Origin of the sequence: Pseudarthrobacter phenanthrenivorans (genome assembly GCF_036455295.1) — a bacterium.
Classification (GTDB): Bacteria; Actinomycetota; Actinomycetes; order Actinomycetales; family Micrococcaceae; genus Arthrobacter; species Arthrobacter phenanthrenivorans_C.
Map to the genome: position 1 here is coordinate 22863 of NZ_JAYXNX010000007.1, position 26982 is coordinate 49844.

The 26982-nt window shown below is 64.1% G+C and carries 18 protein-coding genes; 5 read left to right on the top strand and 13 right to left on the bottom strand.

The window, feature by feature from the left end:
• Positions 1 to 12 precede the first annotated feature (12 nt).
• Entirely contained in the window at positions 13 to 4116 is a 4104-nt protein-coding gene (locus tag VXJ37_RS10770; RefSeq protein ID WP_331323038.1) for an FtsK/SpoIIIE domain-containing protein, read from the top strand.
• Between the two features lie 51 nt (positions 4117 to 4167).
• On the opposite strand, the gene VXJ37_RS10775 is transcribed toward VXJ37_RS10770, so the two are convergent.
• Positions 4168 to 4560, bottom strand: a complete 393-nt coding sequence (locus VXJ37_RS10775) for a hypothetical protein (protein ID WP_331323202.1) — start codon at positions 4558 to 4560, stop codon at positions 4168 to 4170.
• Positions 4561 to 4885: 325 nt separating this feature from the next.
• Between VXJ37_RS10775 and VXJ37_RS10780 the strand changes: the two genes are divergently transcribed.
• A complete protein-coding gene (locus VXJ37_RS10780; protein WP_003804966.1) occupies positions 4886 to 5134 on the top strand; it encodes a WhiB family transcriptional regulator in 249 nt (82 codons plus the stop codon).
• 121 nt (positions 5135 to 5255) lie between these two features.
• Here VXJ37_RS10780 and VXJ37_RS10785 read toward each other — a convergent pair whose 3' ends face one another.
• From VXJ37_RS10785 to VXJ37_RS10800, 4 genes are read right to left on the bottom strand one after another with little or no spacing between them, the layout of a single operon-like run.
• Positions 5256 to 6722, bottom strand: coding sequence for a sensor histidine kinase (locus VXJ37_RS10785; protein WP_331323039.1), 1467 nt, complete (start codon positions 6720 to 6722; stop codon positions 5256 to 5258).
• A 27-nt stretch (positions 6723 to 6749) separates the two neighbouring features.
• Positions 6750 to 11603, bottom strand: a complete 4854-nt coding sequence (locus VXJ37_RS10790) for an NAD-glutamate dehydrogenase (protein ID WP_331323040.1) — start codon at positions 11601 to 11603, stop codon at positions 6750 to 6752.
• A gap of 56 nt (positions 11604 to 11659) precedes the next feature.
• Entirely contained in the window at positions 11660 to 12964 is a 1305-nt protein-coding gene (locus tag VXJ37_RS10795; RefSeq protein WP_331323041.1) for an AAA family ATPase, read from the bottom strand.
• A complete protein-coding gene (locus VXJ37_RS10800; RefSeq protein ID WP_331323042.1) occupies positions 12961 to 13602 on the bottom strand; it encodes a hypothetical protein in 642 nt (213 codons plus the stop codon). The genes VXJ37_RS10795 and VXJ37_RS10800 overlap by 4 nt, the downstream gene beginning before the upstream one ends.
• Before the next feature lie 152 nt (positions 13603 to 13754).
• On the opposite strand from VXJ37_RS10800, the gene VXJ37_RS10805 reads away from it, so the two are divergent.
• Positions 13755 to 13970 (top strand): helix-turn-helix domain-containing protein, encoded by a 216-nt coding sequence (locus tag VXJ37_RS10805; protein WP_331323043.1) that lies wholly within the window; start codon positions 13755 to 13757, stop codon positions 13968 to 13970.
• 45 nt (positions 13971 to 14015) lie between these two features.
• Here VXJ37_RS10805 and VXJ37_RS10810 read toward each other — a convergent pair whose 3' ends face one another.
• Positions 14016 to 14576 (bottom strand): hypothetical protein, encoded by a 561-nt coding sequence (locus tag VXJ37_RS10810; protein ID WP_331323044.1) that lies wholly within the window; start codon positions 14574 to 14576, stop codon positions 14016 to 14018.
• Between the two features lie 139 nt (positions 14577 to 14715).
• Here VXJ37_RS10810 and VXJ37_RS10815 point away from each other — a divergent pair, with 139 nt between their 5' ends.
• A complete protein-coding gene (locus VXJ37_RS10815) occupies positions 14716 to 15588 on the top strand; it encodes a LysM peptidoglycan-binding domain-containing protein (RefSeq protein ID WP_331323045.1) in 873 nt (290 codons plus the stop codon).
• 49 nt (positions 15589 to 15637) lie between these two features.
• A complete protein-coding gene (locus VXJ37_RS10820) occupies positions 15638 to 16135 on the top strand; it encodes an Rv3235 family protein (RefSeq protein WP_331323046.1) in 498 nt (165 codons plus the stop codon).
• Between the two features lie 127 nt (positions 16136 to 16262).
• On the opposite strand, the gene secA is transcribed toward VXJ37_RS10820, so the two are convergent.
• From secA to mtrA, 7 genes are all read right to left on the bottom strand, one after another.
• A complete protein-coding gene (gene secA, locus VXJ37_RS10825; RefSeq protein WP_331323047.1) occupies positions 16263 to 19004 on the bottom strand; it encodes a preprotein translocase subunit SecA in 2742 nt (913 codons plus the stop codon).
• Positions 19005 to 19103: 99 nt separating this feature from the next.
• Entirely contained in the window at positions 19104 to 20315 is a 1212-nt protein-coding gene (locus tag VXJ37_RS10830) for a winged helix-turn-helix domain-containing protein (protein ID WP_331323048.1), read from the bottom strand.
• A 31-nt stretch (positions 20316 to 20346) separates the two neighbouring features.
• Positions 20347 to 21072: a ribosome hibernation-promoting factor, HPF/YfiA family gene (gene hpf / locus VXJ37_RS10835; protein ID WP_331323049.1), complete on the bottom strand. Its 726-nt coding sequence runs from the start codon at positions 21070 to 21072 to the stop codon at positions 20347 to 20349.
• A gap of 144 nt (positions 21073 to 21216) precedes the next feature.
• Positions 21217 to 22107, bottom strand: coding sequence for a ComF family protein (locus VXJ37_RS10840; RefSeq protein ID WP_331323051.1), 891 nt, complete (start codon positions 22105 to 22107; stop codon positions 21217 to 21219).
• Positions 22108 to 22289: 182 nt separating this feature from the next.
• Positions 22290 to 24005 (bottom strand): LpqB family beta-propeller domain-containing protein, encoded by a 1716-nt coding sequence (locus tag VXJ37_RS10845; protein WP_331323052.1) that lies wholly within the window; start codon positions 24003 to 24005, stop codon positions 22290 to 22292.
• Positions 24002 to 25732 carry an MtrAB system histidine kinase MtrB gene (gene mtrB / locus VXJ37_RS10850; protein ID WP_440589798.1) on the bottom strand — a complete coding sequence of 577 codons (1731 nt, stop codon included), beginning with the start codon at positions 25730 to 25732 and terminating at the stop codon, positions 24002 to 24004. Before mtrB ends, VXJ37_RS10845 begins: the two co-directional genes overlap by 4 nt.
• A gap of 217 nt (positions 25733 to 25949) precedes the next feature.
• The gene (mtrA, locus tag VXJ37_RS10855; protein ID WP_141942272.1) at positions 25950 to 26624 is read right to left on the bottom strand and encodes an MtrAB system response regulator MtrA; all 675 of its coding nucleotides are present in this window, start codon (positions 26622 to 26624) and stop codon (positions 25950 to 25952) included.
• Positions 26625 to 26982: the final 358 nt, after the last annotated feature.

The window sequence follows — 26982 nt, forward strand, 5'->3', positions numbered from 1 at the left end:
GATCCACAGCCAATGACTCTCAATTGCACGCTTGTTGGTGGCCCGGCTTCACTGCGTGGCGGCCCACCCCTGGAACTGTCCATTGATGCAGCGGCCGGCACTGTGGGCTCCGCTATTCACGAGCAGTTGGTGCGGAAGTTCGGCGCGGGCACAGTCACCGTGGGCGGGAAGGATCTTTGTGGCCTCGTCGTAGGAGTTTCACCGCTGGTGGAAGCGGCAATACTTGTCGACGGCGGCCCTGCGCCTTTGAGGCCGCGTCGTCAGCCCGGTGGGGGTTCTGGAAGCCATCTGGTCCTGACCGTCGATACCGGAGCAGCAGCGGGAACATCCGTACCCTTGCGCCGGGGCAGCTACACCATAGGCCGCAGCGGCACTTCGATTGCCATTCCGGACCCGGAGCTGTCCCGTGAACACGCCCGTCTGGTTGTCGGAGAGACCGACATCGTGTTGATCGACCTGGAAAGCGCCAATGGCACGTTTGTTAACGGTGAAAGGATCCGGAGCGCGAAAGTCTCCACCGCATCGAGGATCAAGTGCGGGGAGTCCAACTTTTCACTGACGTTTTCTGACCTGCCCGGGCAGGTCCTTGCAGAAGCCGGAAGGTCCGTGGCGGAGCCAATTGTGGTGTCCGGCCGCATCGACGCGCCAAACCGTGCGGTGTTCCTTGTGACGGCGGTTCTGCCGCTGGCGATTGGGGTGCTGTTGGCCGTCTTCACAGGAATGTGGATGTTCCTTGCCTTTTCCGCTGCTTCTGCGGTCTCACTTGTGGTGCCGGCGCTTGGCAATCGCCGGCAGAGGCGGGCTTTGTCTGCAGCGGTGCGGGCCGCAGTCGAAGAAGACAAAACGCGCCGACGGCGGTGCGGTCCTCCCCTGTCCATGGTTGCCTTGGCAGCACACCAAAGGAAAGAGACACCAGCCAAGAGCTCCGAGGACGGCGGCGTTTGGCTGCGCCTGGGCGAGGCAGAACAAGCACCCAACATCCGGATTGAACCGGCACCCAATCCCAGCGCAATTCCGCCGGCAGGACACCTTCCTGTCCTGCTCGACCCGGGCCGCCCTCTCACCACACTGTCCGGCTCCCGGGCCGCCACCGACGGGGTCCTCCGCTCCCTCCTCATGCAACTTGCTGGGTATCCGCAGGCCGCAGGTACCCGCGTCGTCATCCAAGGACAGCCCGGAACTCTGCCTCTCACTGCCCGCTATCTTCCGGGAGTAACGCTCACTGCGACTATAGACGCAGCGCTCTGCGCAGTGCGGAGCAGCCGTCCTCCAGGTTGGGGGCACGCGGTCCTGCTGATCAGGGGCGAAGCCCTTGCAGCGGAGGCGGATTGTGTAATCCGCGACGCCGCACTTCGGCACGGCTGGCAGGTCCTCCATTTCCTTCAGGACCGGGGCAAAGACCCGTCGTCCGATGTTCATCTGTCCGGGGGCACTCCGGCCGTGATGCTCAACGGTGGGGCGACCGCATTCGTACCCGACCTGGTGCCCGAGGAAGTGTTCGCCGCTTACTGCCGGCGCCTGGCCGGCGGCCACCCTCCAGACAAGGAGCAGGTCAACTCCGTTCCCGCTGCGTGCAGCCTGGCTGAAGTCCTGCCTCTAGCAGCTGGCCCCACCGCTAAACGGTGGGAGGCCAACGAACTATCCGATGGACTTGCTGTACCCCTGGGCCTGGGTGCATCTGGACCGAAACTACTGGATCTTCAGGCAGACGGACCGCATCTCCTGGTTGCAGGCACCACCGGCTCAGGGAAATCGGAATTGCTCCGGAGCCTCACCCTGGCACTGGCATTGAGCTATCCGCCGGAGCGGGTCAATTTCTTCTTCATCGATTTCAAAGGCGGTTCAGGATTGGTCCCGTTAAGTGGCCTTGTCCATTGTGTGGGGGTTCAGACGGACCTTTCAGCCGCAGATATCGATCGAACGCTGACGTCCCTTCGCGCTGAGGTGCGACTTCGGGAGATGCGCCTTTCGGCCGCCCGCGTTCCGGACATCTCCGCTTACCGCCTTACAGCGGCGGCCAAGGAGTTTGTCCTCCCCAATCTGGTAATCGTCATCGACGAGTTCCGGATGCTGGTCGACGATGCGCCCGAAGTGCTCCGCGAACTGCTGCGGATAGCTGCAACAGGGCGCTCGCTGGGCATACACCTGGTGATGGCAACCCAAAGGCCGCAGGGGGCACTCACGGCGGACATCCGCGCGAACGTCACCTCCAGCATCGCCCTTCGTGTGCAGTCAGACATGGAGTCGGTGGATATCATCCACACCAAAGAAGCGGCAGCGATCGGGGTTGATGCTCCCGGCCGCGCGTTTCTTGCCCGCGGCACCGAGCCGGCCGAGGAATTCCAAGCGGCATCATCGACTTCCACCCCTGGGGGCGGCGGACATACCCCCGTGACGGTGCACCGGACAACTGATTACCTCTGCAGGGAGACTGACCGGCGGGGTGGTCCAGCTTCTGCGCTTACTCCCGTTCAGGCGGCCGAGCCGCTGGCAACTATGGTGCGGACCCTCTGCTCTGCGCAAGGGAGGCAGAGCCCGAGAAGACCCGTCGCGCCTCCACTTCCGGAAGAACTGGGAGAACCTGCTTGTGATGGTCCAAGCCCCGCACCGGCTCCCGGCGGCTCATCCCGGGGAGAACAGGAGGAACCACCGGCCGGCCAGGTTCGGCTCGGCTTGATGGATCTGCCTGCCAGGCAACAGGTGGAACCCCTGGGGTGGGGCCCTGCCCATCACGGCCATGCAGCGTTCATCGGCAGTGCTGCCTCCGGGGCCGAAGATGCTTTGGAATTAACGGTTCACCAAGTCATGAACGGAGCAGCCGATGCTCATTTCTATTTCCTGGATGCCCCGGGGAGCCTTCTGCCGCTTGCTCGAGCACCTGGAACGGGCGCGCACGCCGGACTGCATGACATTCGCCGGGGAGTAAGAATTCTGGAGCGGCTCGTCCGTGAACTTGGGGATCGGCTGGCCAGCCCCACCTCCAGTCGCCTACCGCTCATCCTCGCAATCACCGGGTGGGGGTCCTGGGTGTCGGCTTTCCGTTCGGGACCCCTGGCCTGGGCGGAGGATCTGGTTCATGACCTGGTCCGTGACGGCGCCCGGGCCCAGATCACCCTGTTGATCTCGGGCGAACGGGAACTTGTGACTGCCAGGTTCTTTGGTACCCTTCCCAACCGCTTCTATTTTCCGGCCGGTTCCACCGAGGAGAGCCGTGCCCTCTGGCCCCGGATGCCTGCCGTCCCTGCCGTTGCAGGGCGGGCGGTAGCCTTCGGCCCAGTGGCCGGCGGCGGTCCTGCCATCAGCCAGTTCCATCGCAGACCTGCCATGAAGCCTTATGGCAGGATCCGTACGGGGTACCCACCTGCCTCACCACCGCCTTTCCGGGTGGAACCCCTTCCCCTGAAGATCTCGGCACCCCAGGTCGTGGCGCTGTCCAGTGCGGCCCTGCCACCGCCGGGGTCGGGGTCCTCCCACCCGGGCTCGGAAAAGACTGCCGACCGGGAGCGCTCATTATCGTGTCAGGGAGCAACCAGCGGAGGGCAACTGGATGTCACTTTTGGCGTTGCCGGCGATGAGCCCGCTCCGGCATCCTTCCGCATGCCTGGCGGTGGACTCTTTGCTGTTCTTGGCAATCCGGGCAGCGGCAGGAGCAATACGCTGCACGCGTTGAAGGCACTCAACCCAACGAAGCTCTGGCACGCTTGCCCCTCACCGTCCGGGCCTGCCGGACAGGCAGAGGCTGCCGGCGACTTCCTGAAACACCTGCTGATCCGGGCGGAGGCAGGAGCGCTTTCCCGTGAGGGCGTGCTGCTCGTTGACGATGTCGACCTGCTTTCCCCGCCTGCCCTGCGGGACCTGGAGCGGCTGAATGCCCTGGGGTGTTCCCTGGTGGTTTCCGCCGCGTACAGTCCAGTGCTCCTCCAGCGCGTTCCGCTCATCATGAATGCCCGTCTGGCAGGCGTCGGCCTATTGTTGGCACCGCGTTCAGCCGCGGACGGCGACCTGTTTGGGATCCGGGTTGAAACTGAGCCAGCTCCCCCGCCCGGACGTGGTGTCTTAATCTCCGGTGGCCGTTCCTGTCCCGTCCAGGTGGCATGGGCCGGAGCGGACGGTTGATGCCGTCCCCACGGGGTTTGCACCCGCCCGCCTCAGATCAGGGGAAGCAAGTCAGAGGGCCGGTGGAGGGCTGCCCGTGCGGGACGCGTAGTTGATCACCCTTGTGGAAAACAGCAGAATGATGGCGATGATCGCGGGAACCACCATGGCGATTCCGGGCAGGAGGAGGCCACTGGTCAGGGCCGGCACTCCGATGGTCAGCGCGAACAACTGGGCCACGAGCGCGGCCGCCCTGGTCCACCTGTAACCGCGGTAGAGGAAGACACCGACGGTAAACAACCACGCGGAGAAAGCCAGGAGCAGACCCAGCGTGAAGACGGCGCCCCAGAAAGAAAGGACCGGACTTCCGCTGAGCAACTCGTAGGCATACCAGCCGGCCGCGGCCAGCAGGGCCGTTGCTTCCGCAGCTGCAACGAACGCGACTACTTTGGCTCCGCCCGGGATAGCCCCAGGCCCTCCATCGTCCCTACGAGCGCGGCCGCCGCGGCGGTCATCGGGAGTCGGCGAGGCCGCTGCTGGGTCTATGGGGGGTCTTGACACACTCGCACCATACCGGACATAGTCGGACACTGGTGAGGGCCGGGGCCGCCACTGTGATGCATCGCTCAGGTTTCGAGGAATATCGTGCGTTCCTACCCCTTGTTTACACAGCGTTAACATGACAGGCTTGATGCAGATGACCAAGGGGGCCCAGAGGGCCCTTTTCCTTTGTAGCCACTAGTGAATAATTTCACAAAGGCAATTCCCAGAAATGGAGCAACTGATCAGCATGGATTGGCGTAACCGCGCAGCGTGCCTCGACAAGGACCCGGAACTGTTCTTTCCCGTCGGAAACACAGGACCGGCCCTCCTGCAGATCGAGGAAGCCAAGAGCGTCTGCCGCCGGTGCCCTGTCGTGGACACGTGCCTCCAGTGGGCACTCGAGTCAGGCCAGGACGCCGGGGTCTGGGGCGGCATGAGCGAAGACGAACGCCGCGCCCTCAAGCGTCGTGCAGCCCGCGCACGCCGCGCCTCCTAGGACACCCAGGCCGGCAGGGCGCATCGACAGCATCAGCTTTAACGACTGAGGCCCCGGGATAATCCAGATCTGGATTGTCCCGGGGCCTCAGTCGTTTTGCCCGTTGCCGGAGGCTGCCGGTCTATTTACGTGCGAGGCTGAGCCGGATTTTCACTTCGGTGCCACCGCCCTCGCGGCGCTGCCAGCTGATGGTCCCGCCCAGTTCACTTGTGACCAAAGTCCTCACAATCTGAAGCCCCAGCCCCTCGACGTGCGGTGTCTCGGGAAGTCCCACGCCGTCGTCGGCGATGGTAACCGTCAGCTCTTCGCCGTCATCCCCGTCCGACCGGTCGGCAACCAGCCACACTGTTCCTGCCCTGCCCTCCAGGCCGTGCTCAACGGCGTTGGTCACCAACTCGTTGATGACCAACGCGAGAGGAGTGGCAAGGTCACTGGGAAGCTCACCGAAGGTACCGGCACGCTCCGTCCGGACCTGCTGCGAGGGGGACGCCACCTCAGCTGACAGACGGAACTGCCGTCCGATCAGTTCATCAAAATCTACGCTCTGCGTCAGGCCCTGTGACAACGTCTCGTGGACAAGAGCAATCGTGGCGACACGGCGCATCGCCTGCTCCAAGCCCTGCTTTGCCTCATCGCTCACCATACGCCGGGACTGCATCCGCAAAAGAGCTGCGACCGTCTGCAGGTTGTTTTTGACCCGGTGGTGGATCTCCCGGATAGTCGCGTCCTTGGTGACCAGCTCCATCTCACGCCGGCGCAGTTCAGAGACGTCGCGGCACAGCACGAGTGCGCCGAACCGCTGCTGCTCATCCCGGAGCGGAATGGCCCGCAGCGACAGGCTGACCCCCCGTGACTCGATCTCGCTGCGCCACGGCATGCGGCCCGTGACCACCAGCGGCAGGGTTTCGTCGACCATGCGGCGGTCCTTCAGCAGGCCGGCGGTGACTTCGGCGAGGGAGCGTCCTTCCAGCGATTCACCGTCCCCCAACCGGCGGAAGGCTGAAACACCGTTTGGACTGGCGTACTGCACCACGCCGTCGGCGTCGAGCCTAATCAGCCCGTCCCCCACGCGGGGAGCGCCACGGCGCGAACCCGTGGGCGAGGCAAAGTCCGGCCACAGCCCCAATGTGCCCATCCGCAGGAGGTCGTAGGCACACTGGCGGTAGGTCAGCTCCAGCCGTGAGGGCATCCGGGAACTGGACAAGTCCATGTGGGTGGTGACCACCGCCAGTGTCCGCCCGTTGCGCACCATGGGGACGGCCTCCACACGAAGCGCCATTTCGCTGTTCCAGTTCGTCTCGCTGGAGCGCTCGATGGTCTTGCTGTTCCACGCCTTGTCCACCAGCGGCTGAAGGTCCGAACGGATTCCCTCGCCCACGAAGTCACTGTGGAACGCCGTGTGGGTGGTGGAAGGGCGCACATGTGCCAAGGCAATGTACCCAAGCTCCGGGTGGGGGAACCAAAGCGCAAGGTCAGCGAACGCCAGGTCCGCAACCATCTGCCAGTCCCCCACCAGGAGGTGCAGCCATTCGGCATCGCCCGGCCCGAAATCAGCATGCTCCCTGATGGGGTCCGTAAAGATTGCCACTGCACCTCCATTTGCGACGCCGTCTTGCTAGCGTCGGACGATTGACCTCAAGAGCCTCAATGCTACCGACAGTGAGGCCATGTCGTCGGCCTCAAGCGCGTTCACCTCGTCGAACATGCTCCTCGCCCTGCCCAGTTGCTCGGCGTTCTGCGCCTCCCAGTCCTTGAGTCGCGCCTCTGGTTCCCCGCCTGCAGGCGTGGCATCCAGCACCGCGGTGGTCATGTCGGACACCGTGGAATACAGATCATCCCGCAGGGCAGCGCGCGCCAGGGCCTGCCACCGGTCCTGCCTGGGCAGGTTGCTGATCCGCTCCAGCAGCGAGTCCGCGTGGAACCGGTTGAAGACGGTGTAGTACGCGGCGGCGATATCCTCCACCCGGTCCTCCCGGGACCGGGCGATCCTGGCGATATCCAGGAGTACAAAGCTCTCGAAGAGCTCCGCCCAACGCAGGGCCAGGTTTTCGGGAAGTTTCCATTCACGGCCCTTCGCCAGCCATGCGGCCACCCGTTCCCGGTCGTCCCCGCGCAGGTAATCCAGCAGCCGGGCTCGCATCGGGTCCATCAGCGGCTTGAACTCCGCGATGACGTCGGCGATGGGTCGCGAAACGCTTTCCTGGCTGAGCAGCCACCGTACGGCGCGGTCAAGGAGTCGGCGGATGTCCAGGTGGACGGTGCTCCAGTGTTCTGTGGGGAATGAAGCCGGCAGGCTGTTGAGCTCCGCCACCATCGAATCCAGCTCGTACACCTCGCGCAGCGCCACGAAGGCCTTTGCGACGGCCACTTCGCTGGCCGATGTCTCTTCCATGACCCGGAAAGCGAAAGTGATGCCGCCCAGGTTGATCATGTCATTGGCAACCACCGTGGCGATGATCTCGCGGCGCAGCGGGTGGGTATCCAGTTCCGCGTCGAAGCGTTCGCGCAGTTGGTGCGGGAAGTACGCGCGGAGGGTCCCCCGGAACCAGGGATCGTCCGCGAGATCGCTGTCCCGCAGTGCCGAGGCCAGTTCGATCTTGGCGTAGGCGGCCAGCACCGACAGCTCCGGGGACGTCAGGCCCTGCCCTTGCTGGAGGCGTTCCCGCAAGGTCTCCGTCGTGGGGAGCGCCTCCAGGTCCCGCTTCAGGTCGGCGCTCTTTTCGAGCCAGTCCATGAGCCGCTCGTAGCTGGGGCTCCACTCCGCCACCCGCGTGCGGTCGTTCAGGAGCAGGATGTTCTGGTCGATGTTGTCCTCGAGGACCAGCCTCGCCACTTCGTCCGTCATGGAGGCCAGGAAGTCGGCACGCTCCTCCGCGGGCAACTTGCCTGCGGCCACCATGCGGTCAACGAAGATCTTGATGTTGACTTCGTGGTCGGAGCAGTCCACGCCGGCCGAGTTGTCGATCGCGTCGCTGTTGAGGATGACGCCCTGCAGCGCTGCTTCGATGCGGCCGCGCTGCGTCATGCCCAGGTTTCCGCCTTCGCCCACCACCTTGACCCGCAGGTCCCGGCCATTGACACGGATCGCATCGTTGGCTTTGTCACCGACGGACGCGTTGGATTCGGAACTCGCCTTCACATAAGTTCCAATCCCGCCGTTGTAGAGCAAATCTGCAGGGGCAAGCAGGATGGCACGCAGCAGCTCCGGTGGGCTGAGCTCTGTGGTGTCCGCCGGAAGCCCAAGCGCGGCCCGCACCTGGTTGGAAACCGGTATGGATTTCGCCTGCCGGGCGAACACGCCGCCGCCCTCGCTGATCAGGGACTTGTCATAGTCGTCCCAGGAAGATCTGGGGAGGTTGAAGAGCCTCTGCCGTTCCGCAAACGAAGATTCTTCGTCCGGATTGGGGTCGAGGAAGATGTGCCTGTGGTCAAATGCCGCCAGCAGGCGGATATGCCGGGACAGAAGCATCCCGTTGCCGAACACGTCCCCGGACATGTCCCCCACACCGACCACGGTGAAAGGTTCCGTCTGGGTATCCAAATCGAGCTCACTGAAGTGCCTCTTCACTGATTCCCAGGCACCCCGGGCGGTGATGCCCATGGCCTTGTGGTCGTAGCCGACTGAACCACCGGAGGCGAAGGCATCGCCCAGCCAGAACCCGTACTCAGCAGAAAGGCCGTTGGCGATGTCCGAGAAAGTAGCCGTGCCCTTGTCCGCCGCAACCACGAGGTAGGAATCGTCGTCGTCGTGCCTGACAACGTTCGACGGCGGCACGAGCCGTTCGCGGTCGCCTTCGGTGAGCAGGTTGTCGGTGAGGTCCAGCAACCCCCGGATGAAGGTCTTGTAGCTTTCGACGCCCTCCGCCATCCAGGCAGCGCGGTCCGTGGAGGGATCCGGAAGCTGTTTGGCGAAGAATCCGCCCTTGGCCCCGGTGGGCACGATGACCGCATTCTTCACTGTCTGTGCCTTCACCAGGCCGAGGACTTCGGTGCGGAAATCCTCCCGCCGGTCGGACCAGCGGAGGCCGCCCCGGGCCACCTTGCCGAACCGCAGGTGCACGCCTTCCACCCGCGGGGAGTAAACCCAGATTTCGAACATGGGCCTCGGGAACGGCAGCCCTTCGATCTGCGCCGGATCCAGCTTGAAGCTCAGGTGGGGCTTGTCCTGGTAGAAGTTGGTGCGGAGGGTGGCCTCAATGAGGTTAACGAAGGTGCGCAGCACGCGGTCGGCGTCGAGCGTTGCAACCTTCTCGATCGAAGCCGCCAACTTCGCCCCCACGGACGCCTGGGCTTCGGCTCGTTCCTCGTCGCTGACGGATGGGTCAAAGCGGGCAGCGAAGAGTGCGCTCAGCCCCCTGGTGACGTCCGGGTTGGCCAGCAGCGTGTCCGCCATGAAGCCGAAAGAGCTGCTGTTGCCCATCTGCCGCATGTACCGGGCGTAGGCCCGGAGCACTGTTATCTGTCGCCAGTGCAGCCCCTCGCGCAGCACCAGCCTGTCGAAACTGTCCGACTCCGCGGCTCCCGTGACGGCTGCGCCAAAGGAATCCGCGAGGAGACCACCGGTTGATAGTGGGTCAACTCCGGCCGGGTATTTCAGGCCGAGGTCGTAAAGGAAGAAGTCGCGGCGGTCCGCTGTTTCGATCTCGAACGGACGCTCATCCAGGACCTCAAGGCCGAGATTGTGGAAATAGGGCAGGATCTGGCTCAGGCTCTTGGGCTCCAGCATGTAGAGCTTGACCCGGGCGTCCTCCTCAAGCGTGGCGCCTGCACCTTCAGGAAGGTACACGTGGACACCGGGCCGGTCCTGCATCGCCCCGGAGTCCCGTTCGGCGGCCGCACCGTACTTTTCGAAACGGGCAATGTCTTCAAGCGCGTCCTCTACTTCGTAGTCCACGCGATAGCTGGCCGGGAAGGCCTCGGCCCAGATCGCAGCCAGCTGCTTGGCTTCAGCAGAATCCCGTCCCTCGCGCAGGACTTCGCTGATTCCTTCACTCCAGGACCTGGCTGCACGGACCAGCCGCTTCTCCAGCTCGTCGGTGTTGACGTGGCTGACGTCGGCATCCTTTGGCAGGCGGATGCGGAAAAACAGGCGCGCCAGCGCTGATTCGGTCATCCGCGCTTCGTAGTCGATCGAGACCGCCTGGAACGTTTCCTTCAGTTCCTGCTCAATGCGGAGCCGGACGTTGGTGGTATACCGGTCCCTGGGCAGGTAGACCACCGCCGACATGAACCGTCCATAGATGTCGGGCCTCAGGAACAGCCGGGTGCGCCGCCGCTCCTGCAGTTTCTGGATCCCCAGCGCGGTTGCGGCGAGGTCGGGAACCTCGATCTGGAACAGCTCATCGCGGGGGTAGGTCTCCAGAATTCCCAGCAGGTCCTTGCCGGAGTGCGAGTCCGGCGGGAAGCCCGCGTTCTGCAGCACTGCGTCCACCTTCTCGCGGACAATGGGAATGTCCCGGACGGAACCTGCATAGGCACTGGTGGCGAACAGACCGATGAAGCGGCGTTCACCGTTGACGTTGCCTGCGGCGTCAAAGCTTTTGATGCCGATGTAGTCCAAATAGGCCGAGCGGTGGACCGTAGACCGTGAATTTGCCTTGGTGATGACCAGCGCACGCTTTTCCCGGGCCTTTTTGCGGCCCGTGTCGGTGAGATGCTGGATGTGCGGGGAGTCGGCGGCAGCGCGGAGAAGCCCCAGACCACTGTCCTCACGCAGTTCCAGGACGTCCTCGCCATCCACGTTGAGCAGGTCGTATTCACGGTACCCAAGGAATGTAAAGTTCCCCTCGTCCAGCCACCGGAGAAGGTCTTTGGCCTGCCGCAGTTCCGCAATCTGCCCGGAATTGGCCACCCGGTCCAGGCTTTCGGCGATCTCCAGCGCTTTTTGACGCATCTTGTGCCAGTCCTCCACCGCGGCGCGGACGTCCTGAAGCACGCGGGTCAAGCCTTCGAGCAGTGATGCCTTGGTCTCTTCGGGGACCCGCTGGATCTCGACGGCGATCCAGGACTCCATGTGTGAGGCATTTTCGCCCTGCGCAATGAGGTGGGAAAGGCTGGGCATCGCGGCCGTGTCCCCACTGGAGATCCCCAGGTGCGCCGGAACCCGGTTGACCTTGACCAGTTCCCCGGTTTCCCGGTTCCGGGCGGCCACGAAAAGCGGGTGGACCACAAGCTTGATTGCCGCGTGCTGGCGGACAAGCTCGGCGTTCACTGAGTCGACAAGGAACGGCATGTCATCAGTCACGACGAAAATGACGCTGCTGTCCTCTTCATCAACGATCGAGACTTTCTCCTGTCCCGGTTGCCGAAGAGACGCCAGACGGCGGTGCTCCAGCGCGCGGGCCTCCAGGACATCCCGTGGGTAGGTTCGGGCATCCTCCTCGGCCAGGTGCTGGTAGTAGTCCCCCATGAAGCCCTCGAGGCCTTCAATTGACAGGGGCTGGTCCTCCACGCTGGATCCAGACGACATTCGACAACGCCTCCATATGAGTTATCCGCCGCACCATTGCAGCTCTTATGGCGAGCCTATCCGTTTGATCTGCGCCGTGGTGTGGAAGAAAATACAGACGATTTGGGTTTTTGCTGGACGGGTGCACATACCAGCCCGCGGATGGCATGCCGCAGCACCGAGTTCGGGGCGGCTTCCAAAAGCAGGGACCCTGCCAACAGGGCAGCATCGGCGGCACTGGGGTCATGCGGCAGAAAGGCCGTGAGTCCAAAAGCCGGCCCGTACCTTTCCCAGGCGTCCCGGAGTTGGCGCTCCGGTGCCCGCCCAACCGAAGAGGAACGCACCTTGTTCATGATCACCGTGGGAGACGCCTGCGGGACCGCAACCTCCAGCTCCGCGAGTGCACGGACCATCCTGGGTACGCCCACAGGGTCTGCCGCGCCTATGGCGTAGACCGTGTCGGCAAGCTCCAACGGACGCAGGGTGGCGGCGTTGCGCCGCGGCGCCATCGTGTCAAAGCTGAGTTCCTCATCCGCTTCCAGGCAAAAGCCCGTGTCCACCACCACAATGTCGGCAATCTGCCGGGCCCGCTCAAGGACAATCGCAAGGGCCGCAGCGCGGAGCTCGGTCCAGCGGTCGGCCCGGGTAATTCCGGTCAGGACCCGGAATGTACCGGATGCCGTTGCTACGGTGACTGCCACCCTTCGGAGGGCATGCGCGTCCAGCCGGCCCTGGTCCGCGAGCCTGCACGCCTGGGCGAGCCCCGCTGACTCGTCAAGCAAACCCAGCACCGCCGCTACGCTTGCGCCGTAAGTGTCGGCATCAATCAGCAGGACGTTGCTGCCGTCAGCCGACAGCTCCCCGGCAATGTTTACGGCAACGGTGGTCCTTCCCGGGGATCCCGCGGGCCCCCAGACGGCGATGAGTTTTCCGGTTCCCTGCCCCTCCGGGTCGGGTTGTGGTTCGACCGGGTCGCACGCCAGGGCAACGCCGGTGTCAGCAGGCGAGCTGCGAAGGGCCGGACGGCCCGAACCGCCCAGTTTCGCGACGGCGTCGGCAATCCGGTCCGAAAGTTCCGCGGAGTCCACGCCCGTCAGCGCCGACGCTACACCGATTTTGCGAAGCCTTTCTGCTTCCTCGTCGTTATCTGTCAATGCGACGATTGCGACGCCAACAGCTCCGAGCCGGTCCACCAAGGAAGCGGTCAACGCCTCGGTTCCCTCCGCTACCACTGCAGCCCGGGCAAGTCCGCTCTGGCAGGCCGCCAAAAGTTCGGGAAGCTCGTTGCACCTTCTGACGACCGTAACCGGGCCGTGCAGCCGTTCAAGACCGCCCACCAGATCCTCACGGCTTTGACCTACGGTAACGACGGGAATACTCACCGGCGGCCGCCCGGATTCCAGACAACCGATATTTTGGCCTCGTTTGCCTGTGCGCCGAGCAACGCGGGCATCTGCTTGTCCTCCACCAGGACCATCAGTACGGTAGTTTTCGACGAGCCGAGCGCCGTGGGCCCGGTAGTGATCTCTGCGATCTCAGCTCCGGGAAGGACTAGCTTCGGCTCGCTGAACCCGTTCCTGGCGTCCGGCTGCGCTACCCAGACATCCACCCTGGCGCCGGCCACTGCCTGGGAAGGCAACGTCTGCTCAATACTCAGGGCAACGGGCTTCCGGTCCAGCCGGTCGGCCGCACCGAGGCTTGCCCTTGGGACCAACTGGTCCTTTCCAATCCTCTGCATGGCGACGACGTCCTGGGGAATGCCCGACTCAACGGTGATGTAATGCTGCTCCGTGTCGCCGAGCCGGACCTTGGCACGGACCACGTTCTCCGGCGTCAGGCGTTCACCCACGGCAATACCGTCGCGTGCCGCGTAAACCTCTGTGGTCCGGTCTGCATTGTTGACCAGAAGAATGACGCCCGCAATGGACACCAGGACCAGGAGAACGCCCACCAACAGCCGCGGATCCTTCCACGATGGCCGCTTTAGCCGTGGTGCAGTGGCACTTGAATCAGGAACCATACCGTTCTCCCCCTGGGTACGCCGGACCTGTCCGGTCTGGCCGGACTCCTCATTCTCACCGCAAGGCCCCTGGAACAAAAGTCATTTTCCGAAATGCCGCCAAACTGTGGATAACAGCCGCAAACTCTGCCACTTGATGGCAAAATGGGTTCATGCCACGGTTTCTCACGCTCGCGGACGTCGCTGAGCAACTCCAGATCAACTCTCCTGCGGCGTACGCCTTGGTCCGCAGCGGCGAGCTGAAAGCCATCCAGGTGGGTGGCCGCGGGCAATGGCGCGTTGAGGAAAAAATGCTCGAGCAGTACATCGAGGAGCGCTATGCCGAGGCCAGCCGCATGATTCAGGAATCGCGATCCAAGTCCGGTTAGCGGGATCTGCTTTCCGGGCCCGGTAGCCACCGCCTTCAACAGCTATCAGCTGTAGCGGGACCTGATCATCGCCAGGGCGGCGAATGGAATTGCCGAGACCTGGCTCACGCCGTCCCTCCGGCGGTCTTCCCCTGGAATCACCGACGCGAGGTCAATATAGTCCTTCCCCACACGGTCTATGACACCGGCCAGACGCACCGGGCCCCCGCTTCCGGCTGTTGTGACTGAGAGCTCCGCCCTGTCCCGGGCGAGCGTCCTCAGTGAGTGGGCCAGCCCGATGGCTTGGCGCACCGGGGAGTCTTCCTGCACGGTATATCGGCCGAGGCCCACATACCGCGCCGCGGCAGCGTAAGGAATAAGCACTTGGTGCGGCCCCTCGTCAAGGACCAGCGCATCGGCGCCCGCATGCGTCAGTTCCCCATGAGCCGACTCTCCGCAGAGGAGATGGACGGTGATCCGAAAACCGACAGCCGCGCGCAGTCTGTCTTCGAGCGGCAGACCCACCATCTCTGCCCTGGCCCGCTCGTTAATCTCGCTGTCGAGCGCCAGCCGGTCGGCCTCCGCAAGCTGGCCTTCCATGTCATCAAAGAGAGCATCCCAGCGCATCCCGCCAGCGTAGGGCGCCCTGAACTGTCCGTCAACGCGCGGAACTTTTTCAGTCCAACGTATGGACAAATCTCCGTGAGACGAACCAAACTATTGCTAACAGGGTCAAATGACATCAAAACGCACCAAAGGAGAAGACGTGGCGCGTTCTACGGCAGGGAAAGGACCTGATATCGCGATGGCGCTGGCCCTTCTGATGCTCGGCCTTGTGCTGTGCACACTCGGAGCCGCCCTCCTCGCTCAATGGCAGGACTCCGCTGCCCGTCATCACGACATGTCAACGGATGTCCTCCTCGCAACGGCAGCGGCAGCAGCCGGCATCGGCATCCTCCTTTGGTGGACGGTTTCGGTCCTCGGTGCTGGAGCAGCCGTTGTGCTTGATCACGTGGGACGGCGGCAGGCCGCTGCGGCTGCACGCAGGTTCTCTCCCGCTTTCATGCAGCGGGCTGTAGTTGCTGCACTCTCTGTCCAGCTCGTGACGGGCGTGGCGGCGAATGCCTCGGCCACGGCACCAGGGCCCCAGTGGACGCCAACGCAGGCGCAATCGCTCCCGGCTTCCGCCACCTCTGCGCCCGCCCCAGCCGACCCCTCCCCCACAGTGAACGACAACCTGAGCGCTGCTGCCCTGCCAGCCCCGTTCGAGCCGGCCCAGAAAGCATTCACAAGCCAAGCAGCAGCTGGGCCGGTGGTGAGGCAGGGCGGCCCCTTGCCCATATCCACAGTCGATCCCGGTTGGCAGCCGGCTCCCCCGTTGGTGGAGCAGGGACTGTTGGCGGGACCTGAAAGCAGAAGCATGGCCGCGACCGACGCGGGAGGCAAGGCAAAGCTTGTGACTGTGTTGGCAGGCGACACTCTGTGGGACATCGCAGCCTGTTACCTCGGACCAGAGGCCTCGGACGTGGAAATCGCTCTGGAATGGCCGCGATGGTACGACGCGAACCGCGGGCTGATAGGCGGGAGCCCGGATGTCCTGCTCCCCGGCCAAGTTCTTCACGCGCCCGAAAGTTCATAGCCGGTCTCGATCCAGGCCGTCCATCTACCAAACAAACCAGGGGGAAACAATGACCGCAGTTACACCTGTCCGTCCGGTTCCGGGGCCGGCCAACACCACCCGGGACGGCAGGAAGGACATCGCAGGGACGGGGACATCTACGGCGAAACCAGCAGGACAGTCCCCCGCCGGGCATCCGTCGCTGAAGCCGGTAAGTGAGGCCGCTGAGGTGCGGGCGATAGCGCGGGGCACTGTCCAGGCCTCCATGGAGGTGCTGGCCGGGATACGTCCCGCCCACCAGCTGGCACGGCGCCTCGACCCACAGTGCATGGCATCGCTGCAACACCGCGCCGCATTGATAAGGCGGGAAATCACCAGGACAGGCAATCCTGCGTTGGTCAGGCTCCACCGCAATTCGACAGTGCGCTCCGTGCGGGTGTGCGAAGTGGCCCAGGGAATTTACGAGGCAAGTGCCGTAGTGGTGGACGATGTGCGCGCCCGGGCCGTTGCGCTCCGGCTCGAGCGGAGTAAGCAGGTGTGGCGGGTAGTCGAACTCGTCATCGGCTGAGCCATGGAAGATGGCGAGGGCAGCCAAAGGGACGAAAGGCATCGGCAAGAGGGCAAAAAACAGGCAGGGACGCGTTCGTCCCTGCCTGTCTTTGCCCGCCACGGAGCGGCAGCCTCCGGCTGCGGTGCTAGCGTTTCTTTTTCTTCGCCGGGCGCTTGGCGGCATCCTGGGCAGCTGCCTTGGCCGGGTTGCCTGAGCGTCCGCCCCCGGCCCGGGTCTCCACACGGGTCTGGGTTTCGCCGTTCTCGCTGGGAGCCGTGTACTGCAGCTGCGCGGGTTTCTCGGGCGCCTCAAGACCGGCGGCGTGAACCTGGGGGTCCACGTGCTCGGTGTGGCCGCCTGCAGCATCCGGCACCACGACGTCCTGGGCGGGAGTTACTTCCACCTCAAGGTTGAAGAGGAATCCGACGCTTTCCTCCCGTATCGCTTCCATCATGCTCTGGAACATGGCGAAACCTTCGCGCTGGTACTCCACCAAGGGATCGCGTTGGGCCATGGCGCGCAGCCCGATGCCCTCCTTGAGGTAATCCATCTCGTAAAGATGTTCCTGCCACTTACGTCCAATGACGGAAAGGACCACGCGGCGCTCAAGCTCCCGCATGCTCTCGGAGCCAATTGCCTCCTCCCGTGCCTGGTACTGCAGGCGGGCATCGGAGAGGATCTCTTCCTTCAGCAACTCCACGGTGACCCTGGATTTGCCTCCGGCCTCTTCGATGATGTCTTCGGCTGTAACGCTGACCGGGTAAAGCGTCTTGAGGTTCGTCCAAAGCTGGTGGAAGTCCCAGTCATCGCCGTTTCCTTCCGCGGTGGCCGCGTCGATAAGGGCAGTAATGGTGTCCTCCACGAAGAACTGCACCTTTTCGTGAAGATCATCGCCCTCCAGGATGCGCCGCCGGTCACTGTAGATGGCTTCGCGCTGGCGGTTGAGGACGTCGTCGTACTTCAGCACATTCTTGCGCTGCTCGGCGTTGCGGCCCTCCACCTGTCCCTGTGCGGAGGCAATGGCCCGGGATACGAGTTTTGATTCCAGCGCCACGTCGTCCGGGACCGAGCTGTTCATCAGCCGTTCCGCCGCTCCGGAGTTGAAAAGCCGCATGAGGTCATCGGTCAGGGAGAGGTAAAACCTTGACTCGCCGGGGTCACCCTGGCGGCCGGAGCGGCCGCGGAGCTGGTTGTCAATGCGGCGGGACTCGTGGCGCTCGGTGCCCAGGACGTAAAGACCTCCGAGATCCAGGACTTCCTCGTGTTCATCCTTCACCGACTGCTTGGCTGCCTCGAGGGCGGCCGGCCACGCGGCTTCGTATTCGTCGGAGTTTTCTTCCGGGTCCAGCCCGCGCTTGGCCAGTTCGGCGACAGCCGTGAATTCGGCGTTGCCGCCCAGCATGATGTCGGTGCCGCGGCCGGCCATGTTGGTGGCCACGGTGACAGCGCCCTTCCGGCCGGCCTGCGCCACGATGGCAGCTTCCCGGGCATGGTTCTTGGCGTTCAGGACCTCGTGCCGGATGCCTTCCTTGGCGAGCAGCTTGGAGAGGTACTCGCTCTTCTCCACGCTGGTGGTGCCCACTAGGACGGGCTGGCCATTTTCATGCCGTTCGGCGATGTCCCGCACCACGGCGTCGAACTTCACGACTTCGTTCTTGAAGACAAGGTCCGGCTGGTCGATCCGCTGCATGTCACGGTTGGTGGGGATGGCCACCACGCCCAGCTTGTAGGTGCTCATGAACTCGGCCGCCTCAGTCTCGGCGGTACCCGTCATGCCCGAAAGCTTGCTGTACATACGGAAGTAGTTCTGCAGGGTCACGGTAGCCAGGGTCTGGTTTTCCGCTTTGATCTCGACGCCTTCCTTGGCCTCGATCGCCTGGTGCATGCCTTCGTTGTAGCGCCGTCCGGCCAGGATGCGGCCGGTGTGCTCATCGACAATCAGGACCTCGCCGTCCAGGATGACGTAGTCTTTGTCCCGCTTGAAAAGTTCTTTGGCCTTGATGGCGTTATTGAGGAATCCGATCAGGGGGGTGTTCGCGGACTCGTAGAGGTTGGAGATACCGAGGTAATCCTCAACTTTTTCGATCCCGCTCTCCAGGACTCCGACGGTGCGCTTCTTCTCGTCCACCTCGTAGTCCTTCTCCGGCTGCAGCCGCAGGACCACTTTGGCAAACTCGCTGTACCAGCGGTTGGTGTCCCCCTGCGCCGGTCCGGAGATGATCAGCGGCGTGCGGGCCTCATCGATAAGGATGGAGTCAACTTCGTCGACGATGGCGAAGTTGTGGCCGCGCTGGACGAGTTCAGTCCGGTCCCAGGCCATGTTGTCGCGCAGGTAGTCGAAGCCGAACTCGTTGTTGGTGCCGTACGTGATGTCGGCGGCGTATTGCTGGCGGCGAACGGCCGGATCCTGGTTTGAGAGGATGACGCCACTGGTCAGGCCAAGGAAACGGTAGACCCGGCCCATGAGCTCAGACTGGTATTCGGCAAGGTAGTCATTGACCGTGACGACATGGACACCTTTGCCGGTGAGGGCGTTCAGGTAGGCGGGAGCGGTCGCCACCAGGGTCTTGCCTTCACCGGTTTTCATTTCGGCGATGTTGCCCAGGTGCAGGGCAGCGCCACCCATCAGCTGGACGTCGAAGTGGCGCATGCCAAGGGTCCGTGAGGACGCTTCACGCACGGCGGCAAACGCCTCCGGCAGCAGGTCATCAAGTTTCTCGCCGTCCTGGTGGCGGGCACGCAGGCGGTCGGTTTCCTCACGAAGCTCGGCGTCGGTGAATGTCTTAAACGAGTCCTCGAGGGCATTGATGGAGTCGGCATAGTTTCTCAGCTGCCGGAGTGTCTTCTTGTCACCCGTGCGGAGAATTTTTTCGATAAGTGATGCCACGTGAAGATGCTCCCAGTCTGATGCCGCCGAATTCTGGCGTGTTCAGTCTACGGGAGAGACACCGAGGCCGGGCCCCTTTTCCCTGAGAGCGGATCCTCCCTACAAACGTGCCACCTCATGCGCCAGCGCCGCTGCGAGATCCCCTGCGTGGCCCACGTCCACCCCGGGCAGTCCAAGCCATCGCGCCATCAGCTTCAGCTCGGCGGCGAGTTCGACGGCGGTATCCGCCGGCGCATCCGGCTCGGCAAAGGCTGACCTGACCAGCAGCCGTCCCCCTGCCCGGTCCGCCTTGAGATCCACCCTGGCCACGATCCTGTCGCGCAGCAGAAAGGGCAGGACGTAGTACCCAAAGCGCCGTTTGGGCTCCGGTGTGTAAATCTCGATCCGGTAATGGAAGCCGAACAGTTCCCACAGCCGACGGCGCTCAAAGACCAGGGAGTCGAACGGGCTTAGCAGGGCGCGTCCGGTGGCGCGCCTCGGCATTACCGCATCCGTGTGCCGGAAAAGAGGGCGGCTCCAGCCCGCGACCTCGACAGGTTCGAGCCTTCCCAGCCTCACCAGGTGCTCAACGGCCAGTGCGGTTGCCTTGACGGGCGTCCGGAAATAGTCGGCGAAACAGCGGATGCTTCCGATCCCGTGCGCGCGGGCCGCAGCATCGGTCAACCGTTGGAGCGCTGCCGTGGGGTCCGTTTCCTCCCCCGGAAGAGCCTGGGCTGGAAGGACTTTGGGGGCCAGGGTGTACCTGCGTTCGAACTGCCCGGTCCTGGATGCGGCGGAGACCACTCCTTCTTCAAAGAGGTGTTCCAGCACCCGCTTAACGGCGTTCCAGTTCCATCCCCAGTTGGCTACCTGTTTATCCTCGATGTGGCCGATACTTGCGGTGAGTTCCGAAGCAGTCATGGGCCGGGAACGGGCGAGGACCGTCAGGATCCTGGCCGCCACATCGTCCCGGAGCCCGGGGTCCATCCGGGAGGCGCCCACCCACGCTCTCTTCTGCCACAGAAGCAGGTCCTGGTAGTGCTCCGGCCGGATATAGCTCGCTTCGTGCGCCCAGTACTCAAGCATGCGGCGGGGAGGCCGCCCGGACATGCGGTGCAGGATGTCGCGGTCGTAATCGCCCAAACGTGAGTAGAAGGGCAGGAAATGGCTGCGGACCAAAACGTTGACGGAATCGATCTGGACGAGTTGCAGACGGGCAAAAGTACGGCCCACCGCCCGTGCTGTGACGGGGCCGGTGGGCCGTTCTTTGTGGAGTCCCTGCGCCGCCAGCGCGATTCGCCGTGCCTGGTCAAGGCTTAGCGTTGCCGGCATTCAGACCTCTCTGGCGGTGGCCGGGTCCACTCTAAGCGTTGGCGGGAGCGTCATCGGAGCGGTAGGCCAAGACCTTTTCCTCAACGACGGTGTCTCCGGGCTCGCATTCGTGGTCCAGGGTGATGACGCCGTAGGTCCAGCCGCGGCGACGGTACACCACCGACGGAGTGTTGGTTGCCTTGTCCACGAAGAGATAGAAGTCATGGCCGACGAGTTCCATGTTGTCCACAGCATCGTCGAGTGTCATGGAAGCAGCGGGAAAAACCTTGCGGCGGATCAGTACCGGTGAGTTCCCTGCCGGGATGTCGTTTTCGACGTCGTAAGGGGATTTTTCCTCTGGAGTCTGTCCGGTTTCACTCCACCGGTTGGCCTCAAGGTACAGCGGCTCGTGGGCGCTGGCTGGTTCAAGGGAAGCGGTTGCTTCGCGGACAGCCTTTGGGGTGTGACGCCCGTGGTGGACCTTCTTGCGGTCCTTGGCCCGGCGGAGCCGCTCAAGCAGTTTGTTGTAGGCGAGGTCAAAGGCGGCAAACTTATCTGCGGCGCTCGCTTCGGCACGGATTACGGGACCACGGCCCAGGACCGTAACCTCAACGGTCAACTGGTCGCCGGTTTGCCGGGTATTGGTCTCCTTGGAAACTTTTGCGTCCACGCGCTGGATCTTGTCACCCAGGGATTCGATTTTTGCAATCTTTTCCCCGGCGTACTCGCGGAACCGGTCTGAAACGGTCAGATTTCGTCCGCTGATCATAAACTCCATGGTGCCCTCCAAATGACTTCGGTGACACGACGGCGGCGCTTCCTTGGGCCGGGCTGCCTGACAGTCGAGCCCCTCTCCGAGCCGCCATCGAAAGGTACATTCTGTTCTTGGTACCCACCTCAGACGTTAGTTCATAGCCACCCGTTATTCATCCTTTCCCGGTTTATTTTTTTCTAAGACGTGGCGGTCACCGCGCACTCCGGCGTCTGGGGCGTCACGGGCGGTGGCATCGGTCGGGCGTGTCGCCGCAAGTACGACGGCGCCCCTCACCTGTGCGCCTTCGCGGTGCAGTGCGCGGGCGGCTTCGCCAAGAGTCGCACCGGTGGTCAGGACGTCGTCGATGATGAGGCAGGGCCGTCCCGCGACCTTTGTCCGGGCCCTGGGTTTGACCTTCATGGACCCCCGGACGCGTTGCGAGCGCGCTCCCCTGCCCAGGCCCTTTTGGCCGGCCAGCCCGTTGTACCCGCCGGGCAGCCCGTGACCGGAAACAGGAATCTTGCCGAGTGCATCTGCAACATCGAAACCCGGGAGCTGCCTCGCGGCCACCTTCAAAAGCAGGTGGACGGGGCTGAAGCCCCTGCTGACGTAGGCCGCCGTGCTGGTGGGGACGGGGACCAGCAATACTCCGTTTCCAGCGGGAGCAGCGGACCTGACTGCTGATGCCAACACCCGGCCAAGGCTTGAGCCAAGCTGATGTTGCCCGTGCCGTTTGAACGACAGCAGTCCCTGTGCCAGCTCGTCTCGGTAGACACCCGCGGCCACCACGGGCAGCAGCACTTCCCCGGCAACGTCCATGAGGGCAGGGGACCCGCCTTCCGCTCGGAACGGCTGTCTTGTCAGCTGCCGGATGCGGCTGGCGCAGGACGGGCAAAGGGTGCGGTCTTCCGCCCCGCAGCAGACGCAGTCCACCGGGACCGCCAAGGCAAGGAGGTCGCCCGCGGCGCCGGACAGCCACTCGAAAATGCGCAGTGCTGCCGCCGTCTGTTCAGCCCGGTGCAGTGCCACCGGGGGTGCCGGGGCAAGGTCCGGATCCACTAACGGATCCCTTGGTGCCCGCCACGGGCGGATCCGCGTCTGCGCAACAGGGCCTTCATGGTCCCACTATGGAGCAGACACCAAGCTACCGGTCTGCCCGGAAGCGGCCATGTGGAAAACCCTCGCACGGCAGGACGATGGCAAATTGCAACGCCCGCAGGCTGCTCCAGCTCCCCGGAACCTCAGCCTGGGAACGCCGGGTCGATCGGGCCCTTGATCTGCGGCGACCAGCCGTTGCCGAGGCGTTGGAAGATCCCCTCCCCGGACTGCACATAGATGTCGTCGGTGCCGTTTCCGCCGCTGATGGCAACCAGGCCGGGCCAGGGCGCGAGCTGTTGCGGCTGCCCTGAGGTGAAGGACAACAGCTCCGGCGTGACGTTGGAACCCGCCGCGGCCTTCATCACGGCAACAGTAGTGCCGTTCACCCAGACCCCCTGGTCAGGATCGCCGTCCGCCACCAGGGTGATGGGAGCGGTCAGCTCACGCGGTGTGCCGTCTCCGGCCCGGATTACGCCCGTCACCTGCACTTTGGACTTTCCGTCCTGTTCCGAAATCACCAGGGCGCGCACGCCGTCACGTGACACGCGGAACTCCTTCACCGTGCGGCCCGCAAGCCAGGAAGGTGCCAGGGTGACGGACGGAACGGGTGCGCCCTCCGCCACCCCGGTGGGATGGAACGCCACCACTTCGGTGGCACCGGTAGCGCCGGGGCCGGCCGTCCACACCCAGTCGTTGACGCTGAAGGAGGGCCGGCTAAGAGTACTGCGGGTGGTCAGGGCCCGGGCTGGCTGGCCCGGGCTGATGCTGTACAGGGTGGTCCTGCCGTCATTGAGGAAAGCTGCGGTCTGCGACACGGGCGATTCCGCCGGGTATCGGGGATTAAGCGCGGACACCGACTGCATGTCCGGCAGCGGCGAGACACGGTTGTTTTCGTAGCGCACCAGTTCGTTGCCGCTGATGGCTATTTGGCGCGACGGCACCGTTTTGTCCAGGACGGGGGGAAGAACAGATCCGTTGTCCTCGACCCTGACAAGGTCCTGGTTCGCCCGCAGCTCCACGTTGACGACGTCGGGCTGGCTGCGGAACGTCAGGGTCAGCTGCATCTGCATGCGCAGCCGGTCCTCGGCAGAGGTCTCCGTCAGTTCCTTGGCCGTCAGGTCCACCTGGGCCGCGCCGGAGACAACGGGCACGGATTCCCTGGCCAGTTTGATCCCGGAGGGAAAGGCACTGGCGACGGCGCCGCGGAGGTAGGGGGCCGGGCCGGCCAGCAGCGCGCTGGTCATGGCTTTGACGGTCTTGTTCTTGAGGAACCACCGGACATCGGGTATGGCGTAGGTGAACGTGGGATCGTAAAAGTAGATGGGATAGGCACCGTAGATGACCTTGAATGTTTCCTCAGCGATCGCGGTTCCGTCCGGGATGGCGGATATCCGCCACTCCCCGTCGACCTGGGTCACAGTCACGGGAATTCGTTCGATGGTTCCCGGGGGCGACTGGGTGGCGATGCCGTCGGCGTCCACGGTGTAGGAGACGTCCAGCTCATAATTGAAGACGTTTTCCGTGCTCGTGGGCACGACGCGGGCCTCGCGGTATACAAGGGCGCGCTTGTCAGGCTTCCAGGACACGGCGGACGCCTGCGTTAGGTACTGACGGGCCACCGCGTAGTCGTCTTCGTAGCCGCTGCCCGCGCGGTAAAAGTAGTCGATGATGGTCTCAGGTGACGCGCCCGGCTGCGGCGCTGCCGGAAGGAACACCGGTGCACTGACGTTGCCGGCGCTGCTTTCGCTGCTTTTCCCCACCGGCCCGGAAGTGGGAATGCGGGCACAGCCAGAGAGAAGGACGGCCAGCAGCGCGAGGAGTCCCGCAAGAAACTTGGCGCGGCGCCGTGTGGCCCTCATTGTGTCTCCTCGGGCACCCGCGGCGAAGCGGGAGCGGCGCCCCCGGCCTGCAGCACCAGCATGTTTGTGTTGCCCTCTTCCGCGGGGATACTGCCCGGAGCTCCCGGGGTGGTGACGTCTTTGGGTTCCAGTTGCAGGGGCGACTCGGTGATCCCGTCCTCCTGTCGCAGCGGGAGCGTCAGGCGGAAGTTGGCGCCGTCGCCTTTCCTTCCCCAGGCCTGCAGCCAGCCGTGGTGCAGCTTGGTGTCTTCCATTGCAATCGACAGACCCAGGCCGCTCCCGCCAGTCGTACGGGCCCGAGCAGGATCTGCCCGCCAGAACCTGTCGAAAACGCGGGCGGCCTGGGCCTGGTCCAGCCCGATACCATGGTCCCGGACCGCGACGGCCACGGCAGTCTCATTGGCGGCGACCGTGACGGTCACCGGCCTGCCCTCACCGTGCTCCACAGCGTTCAGGATCAGGTTCCGCAGAATCCTGTCAATCCGCCGGGCGTCCATTTCAACGATCATGGCACCCTCGGGAGCGGTGTAAAGGATGTCCGAACCATACTCAGCAGCCACGGGTGCCGCGCCCTCTATGACATGTGCGATCACCTGGAGCAGGTCCTCGGGCTCAGCGTCCAACTCCGCAACCCCGGCATCGAAGCGGCTGATCTCCAGGAGGTCGGAGAGCAATGACTGGAACCGCTCCACCTGGTTGTATAGCAGCTCGGCGGACCGCTTGTTGATCGGGTCGAAATCGTCACGCGCGTCGTACAGGACTTCCGCGGCCATGCGGACTGTGGTGAGCGGTGTCCGCAGCTCGTGCGAGACATCGGAGACGAAGCGCTGCTGCATCTGCGAGAGCGTTGCCAGCTGGGTAATCTGTTCCTGCAGGCTGGCCGCCATGTGGTTGAAGGAAGCTCCCAGGCGGGCCACTTCGTCCTCGCCCCGAACCACCATGCGCTCCTGAAGCTGCCCGGCTGCCAGCTTCTCGGACACCATAGCGGCGTGGCTGACCGGACTGACCACGTTACGGGTGACGTACCAGGCTACGGCACCGATCAGGAGGACCAGCACGGCACCACCGGCCCAGAGGACACTTTGGATTTCGTTGAGGGTCTGCTGTGCGGTGTTGAGATCGTAGATCAGGTAAAGCTCGTAAACGGTGCCGTTGAAGGTCACCTTGTTCCCCACCGCGATTCCCGGCCGGTCCTCTGTTCCCACCGGAATGACAGTGGATGCCCAGTACTGGTCCTTGCCCGATTCCTGGACCGCCTTCCGCAGGTCGGCCGGGATGACGCTTACGGTGAGTTGGTCGGAGGCGCGGGACTCCACCCAGCGGTTTCGCGGCTTGGTCTGGTTGGGCATCGCTTCGAAGACATAGCGTCTCTGGATTACGGAGCCCCTGCCTTCCACTGCGCTGAGTGTGTCCGAAACCAGGGTAATGACGCTGGACTGGTCGGTGACCTGCGCGCCGTCAAACGTGTCCTGCACTTGCTTGACGTAGTAACGGGTTTCCGACTCCGCCTGGCTGAGCCGCTCCTGGAACAGGTTGTTGGCAATTTGGTTGGACAGGTAGGCGCCGACGACGGCGAATGACGTCACTGCGAGCATCAGGGTGGTCAGGACCGTCCTGAACTGCAGGGAACGGCGCCAGCGCTTTTGCAGGGCCCGGCCGAGGTATCGAAGCCCCGGGAGGAACCGCACGACACCCGTGCGCACCAATCTGACGACGCGCAGGGTCACGATAAGGGCGCGCCGCCGCCAGATTCCTGCCCGGAAGGCCACATGCCTCAGTCCGTGGGCCAAGCCGTCACCGCGACCGCCCGTACCGTGCCCCGCGCCGTCCTGTGCGTTGCTGTCCTCCACGGCCTCATCCAGTCCGCCGCTATCCGGGTTCAGGCCGGTATCCGCTGGATGCGGGGTTGCGCGCTGGACCGGTTCCCCGTCCTGCGCAGCGGAGTCAGACCCCTGCTTTGTAGCCGACACCACGCACCGTCAATACAACTTCCGGGGCTTCCGGGTCCTGCTCAATCTTGGACCGCAGGCGCTGGACATGGACGTTGACCAGCCGCGTATCGGCAGCATGGCGGTAGCCCCACACCTGCTCCAGCAGCAGTTCGCGGGTGAAGACCTGCCAGGGCTTGCGGGCGAGCGCCACGAGGAGGTCGAATTCCAGTGGCGTCAGGGAGATGCGGTCATTCCCCCGGCTGACGGTATGCCCGGCGACGTCGATGGTGATGTCTGCGATCTTGAGCGTTTCGGGTGCCTTCTGGTCGCCGGGACGGAGGCGGGCCCGGACGCGTGCCACCAGTTCGGCGGGCTTGAAAGGTTTCGGCACGTAGTCGTCGGCACCGGATTCCAGGCCGCGGACGACGTCCGAGGTATCGGACTTGGCGGTCAGCATGACGATGGGCACATCGGACTCCCCGCGGATCTGCCGGCATACCTCGATGCCGTCCATACCCGGAAGCATGAGGTCGAGCAGGACCAGGTCCGGCCGCGACGAGCGGAAAACGTCCAGGGCCTGGGCGCCGTCGGCGCAAAAGACCGGCTCGAAGCCGTCATTACGGAGGACAATTCCAATCATCTCGGCCAGCGCTTCGTCATCATCTACCACCAGAATGCGTGCCTTCATAGCTATATATTCCCTTATCGGGATGGGTTTGTCCTGTTGAGCGGGCTCTGGCATGGCGCGGTACTAGGCCGTCCGACGCCGAAACTATAGTCTTGGGGTCATGTTCCGATGTGCCGGTGGCGCCTTTCGGCGGCCGGGGCAAGCGGACAGATATTGGGGGAGGAAACAGTGTCACAAGAGCAGCCGGGGGCCGAGGAGCCCATCCAGGAACGGCCGGAAGGCGCCCAAGACGCCCGCTCCGCCTATGGTGCCGGAGGTGGCCCGGACGTGCCGCCTCCCCCACCCCCCGCGCGGGAAGTGCCGTGGATGCCGCCCGGCGGGAACGCGTCGCGGCAGGGCCCCTCGGAGCAGCAAGCGT

What these genes read in the sequence shown, in the direction of transcription:
- VXJ37_RS10770 (WP_331323038.1), top strand. Translation starts at nt 13, where the DNA reads ATGACTCTCAATTGCACGCTTGTTGGTGGCCCGGCTTCACTGCGTGGC.
- VXJ37_RS10780 (WP_003804966.1), top strand. Translation starts at nt 4,886, where the DNA reads ATGGATTGGCGTAACCGCGCAGCGTGCCTCGACAAGGACCCGGAACTG.
- VXJ37_RS10790 (WP_331323040.1), bottom strand. Translation starts at nt 11,603, where the DNA reads ATGTCGTCTGGATCCAGCGTGGAGGACCAGCCCCTGTCAATTGAAGGC.
- VXJ37_RS10800 (WP_331323042.1), bottom strand. Translation starts at nt 13,602, where the DNA reads ATGGTTCCTGATTCAAGTGCCACTGCACCACGGCTAAAGCGGCCATCG.
- VXJ37_RS10805 (WP_331323043.1), top strand. Translation starts at nt 13,755, where the DNA reads ATGCCACGGTTTCTCACGCTCGCGGACGTCGCTGAGCAACTCCAGATC.
- VXJ37_RS10810 (WP_331323044.1), bottom strand. Translation starts at nt 14,576, where the DNA reads ATGCGCTGGGATGCTCTCTTTGATGACATGGAAGGCCAGCTTGCGGAG.
- VXJ37_RS10820 (WP_331323046.1), top strand. Translation starts at nt 15,638, where the DNA reads ATGACCGCAGTTACACCTGTCCGTCCGGTTCCGGGGCCGGCCAACACC.
- VXJ37_RS10830 (WP_331323048.1), bottom strand. Translation starts at nt 20,315, where the DNA reads ATGCCGGCAACGCTAAGCCTTGACCAGGCACGGCGAATCGCGCTGGCG.
- hpf (WP_331323049.1), bottom strand. Translation starts at nt 21,072, where the DNA reads ATGGAGTTTATGATCAGCGGACGAAATCTGACCGTTTCAGACCGGTTC.
- VXJ37_RS10845 (WP_331323052.1), bottom strand. Translation starts at nt 24,005, where the DNA reads ATGAGGGCCACACGGCGCCGCGCCAAGTTTCTTGCGGGACTCCTCGCG.
- mtrA (WP_141942272.1), bottom strand. Translation starts at nt 26,624, where the DNA reads ATGAAGGCACGCATTCTGGTGGTAGATGATGACGAAGCGCTGGCCGAG.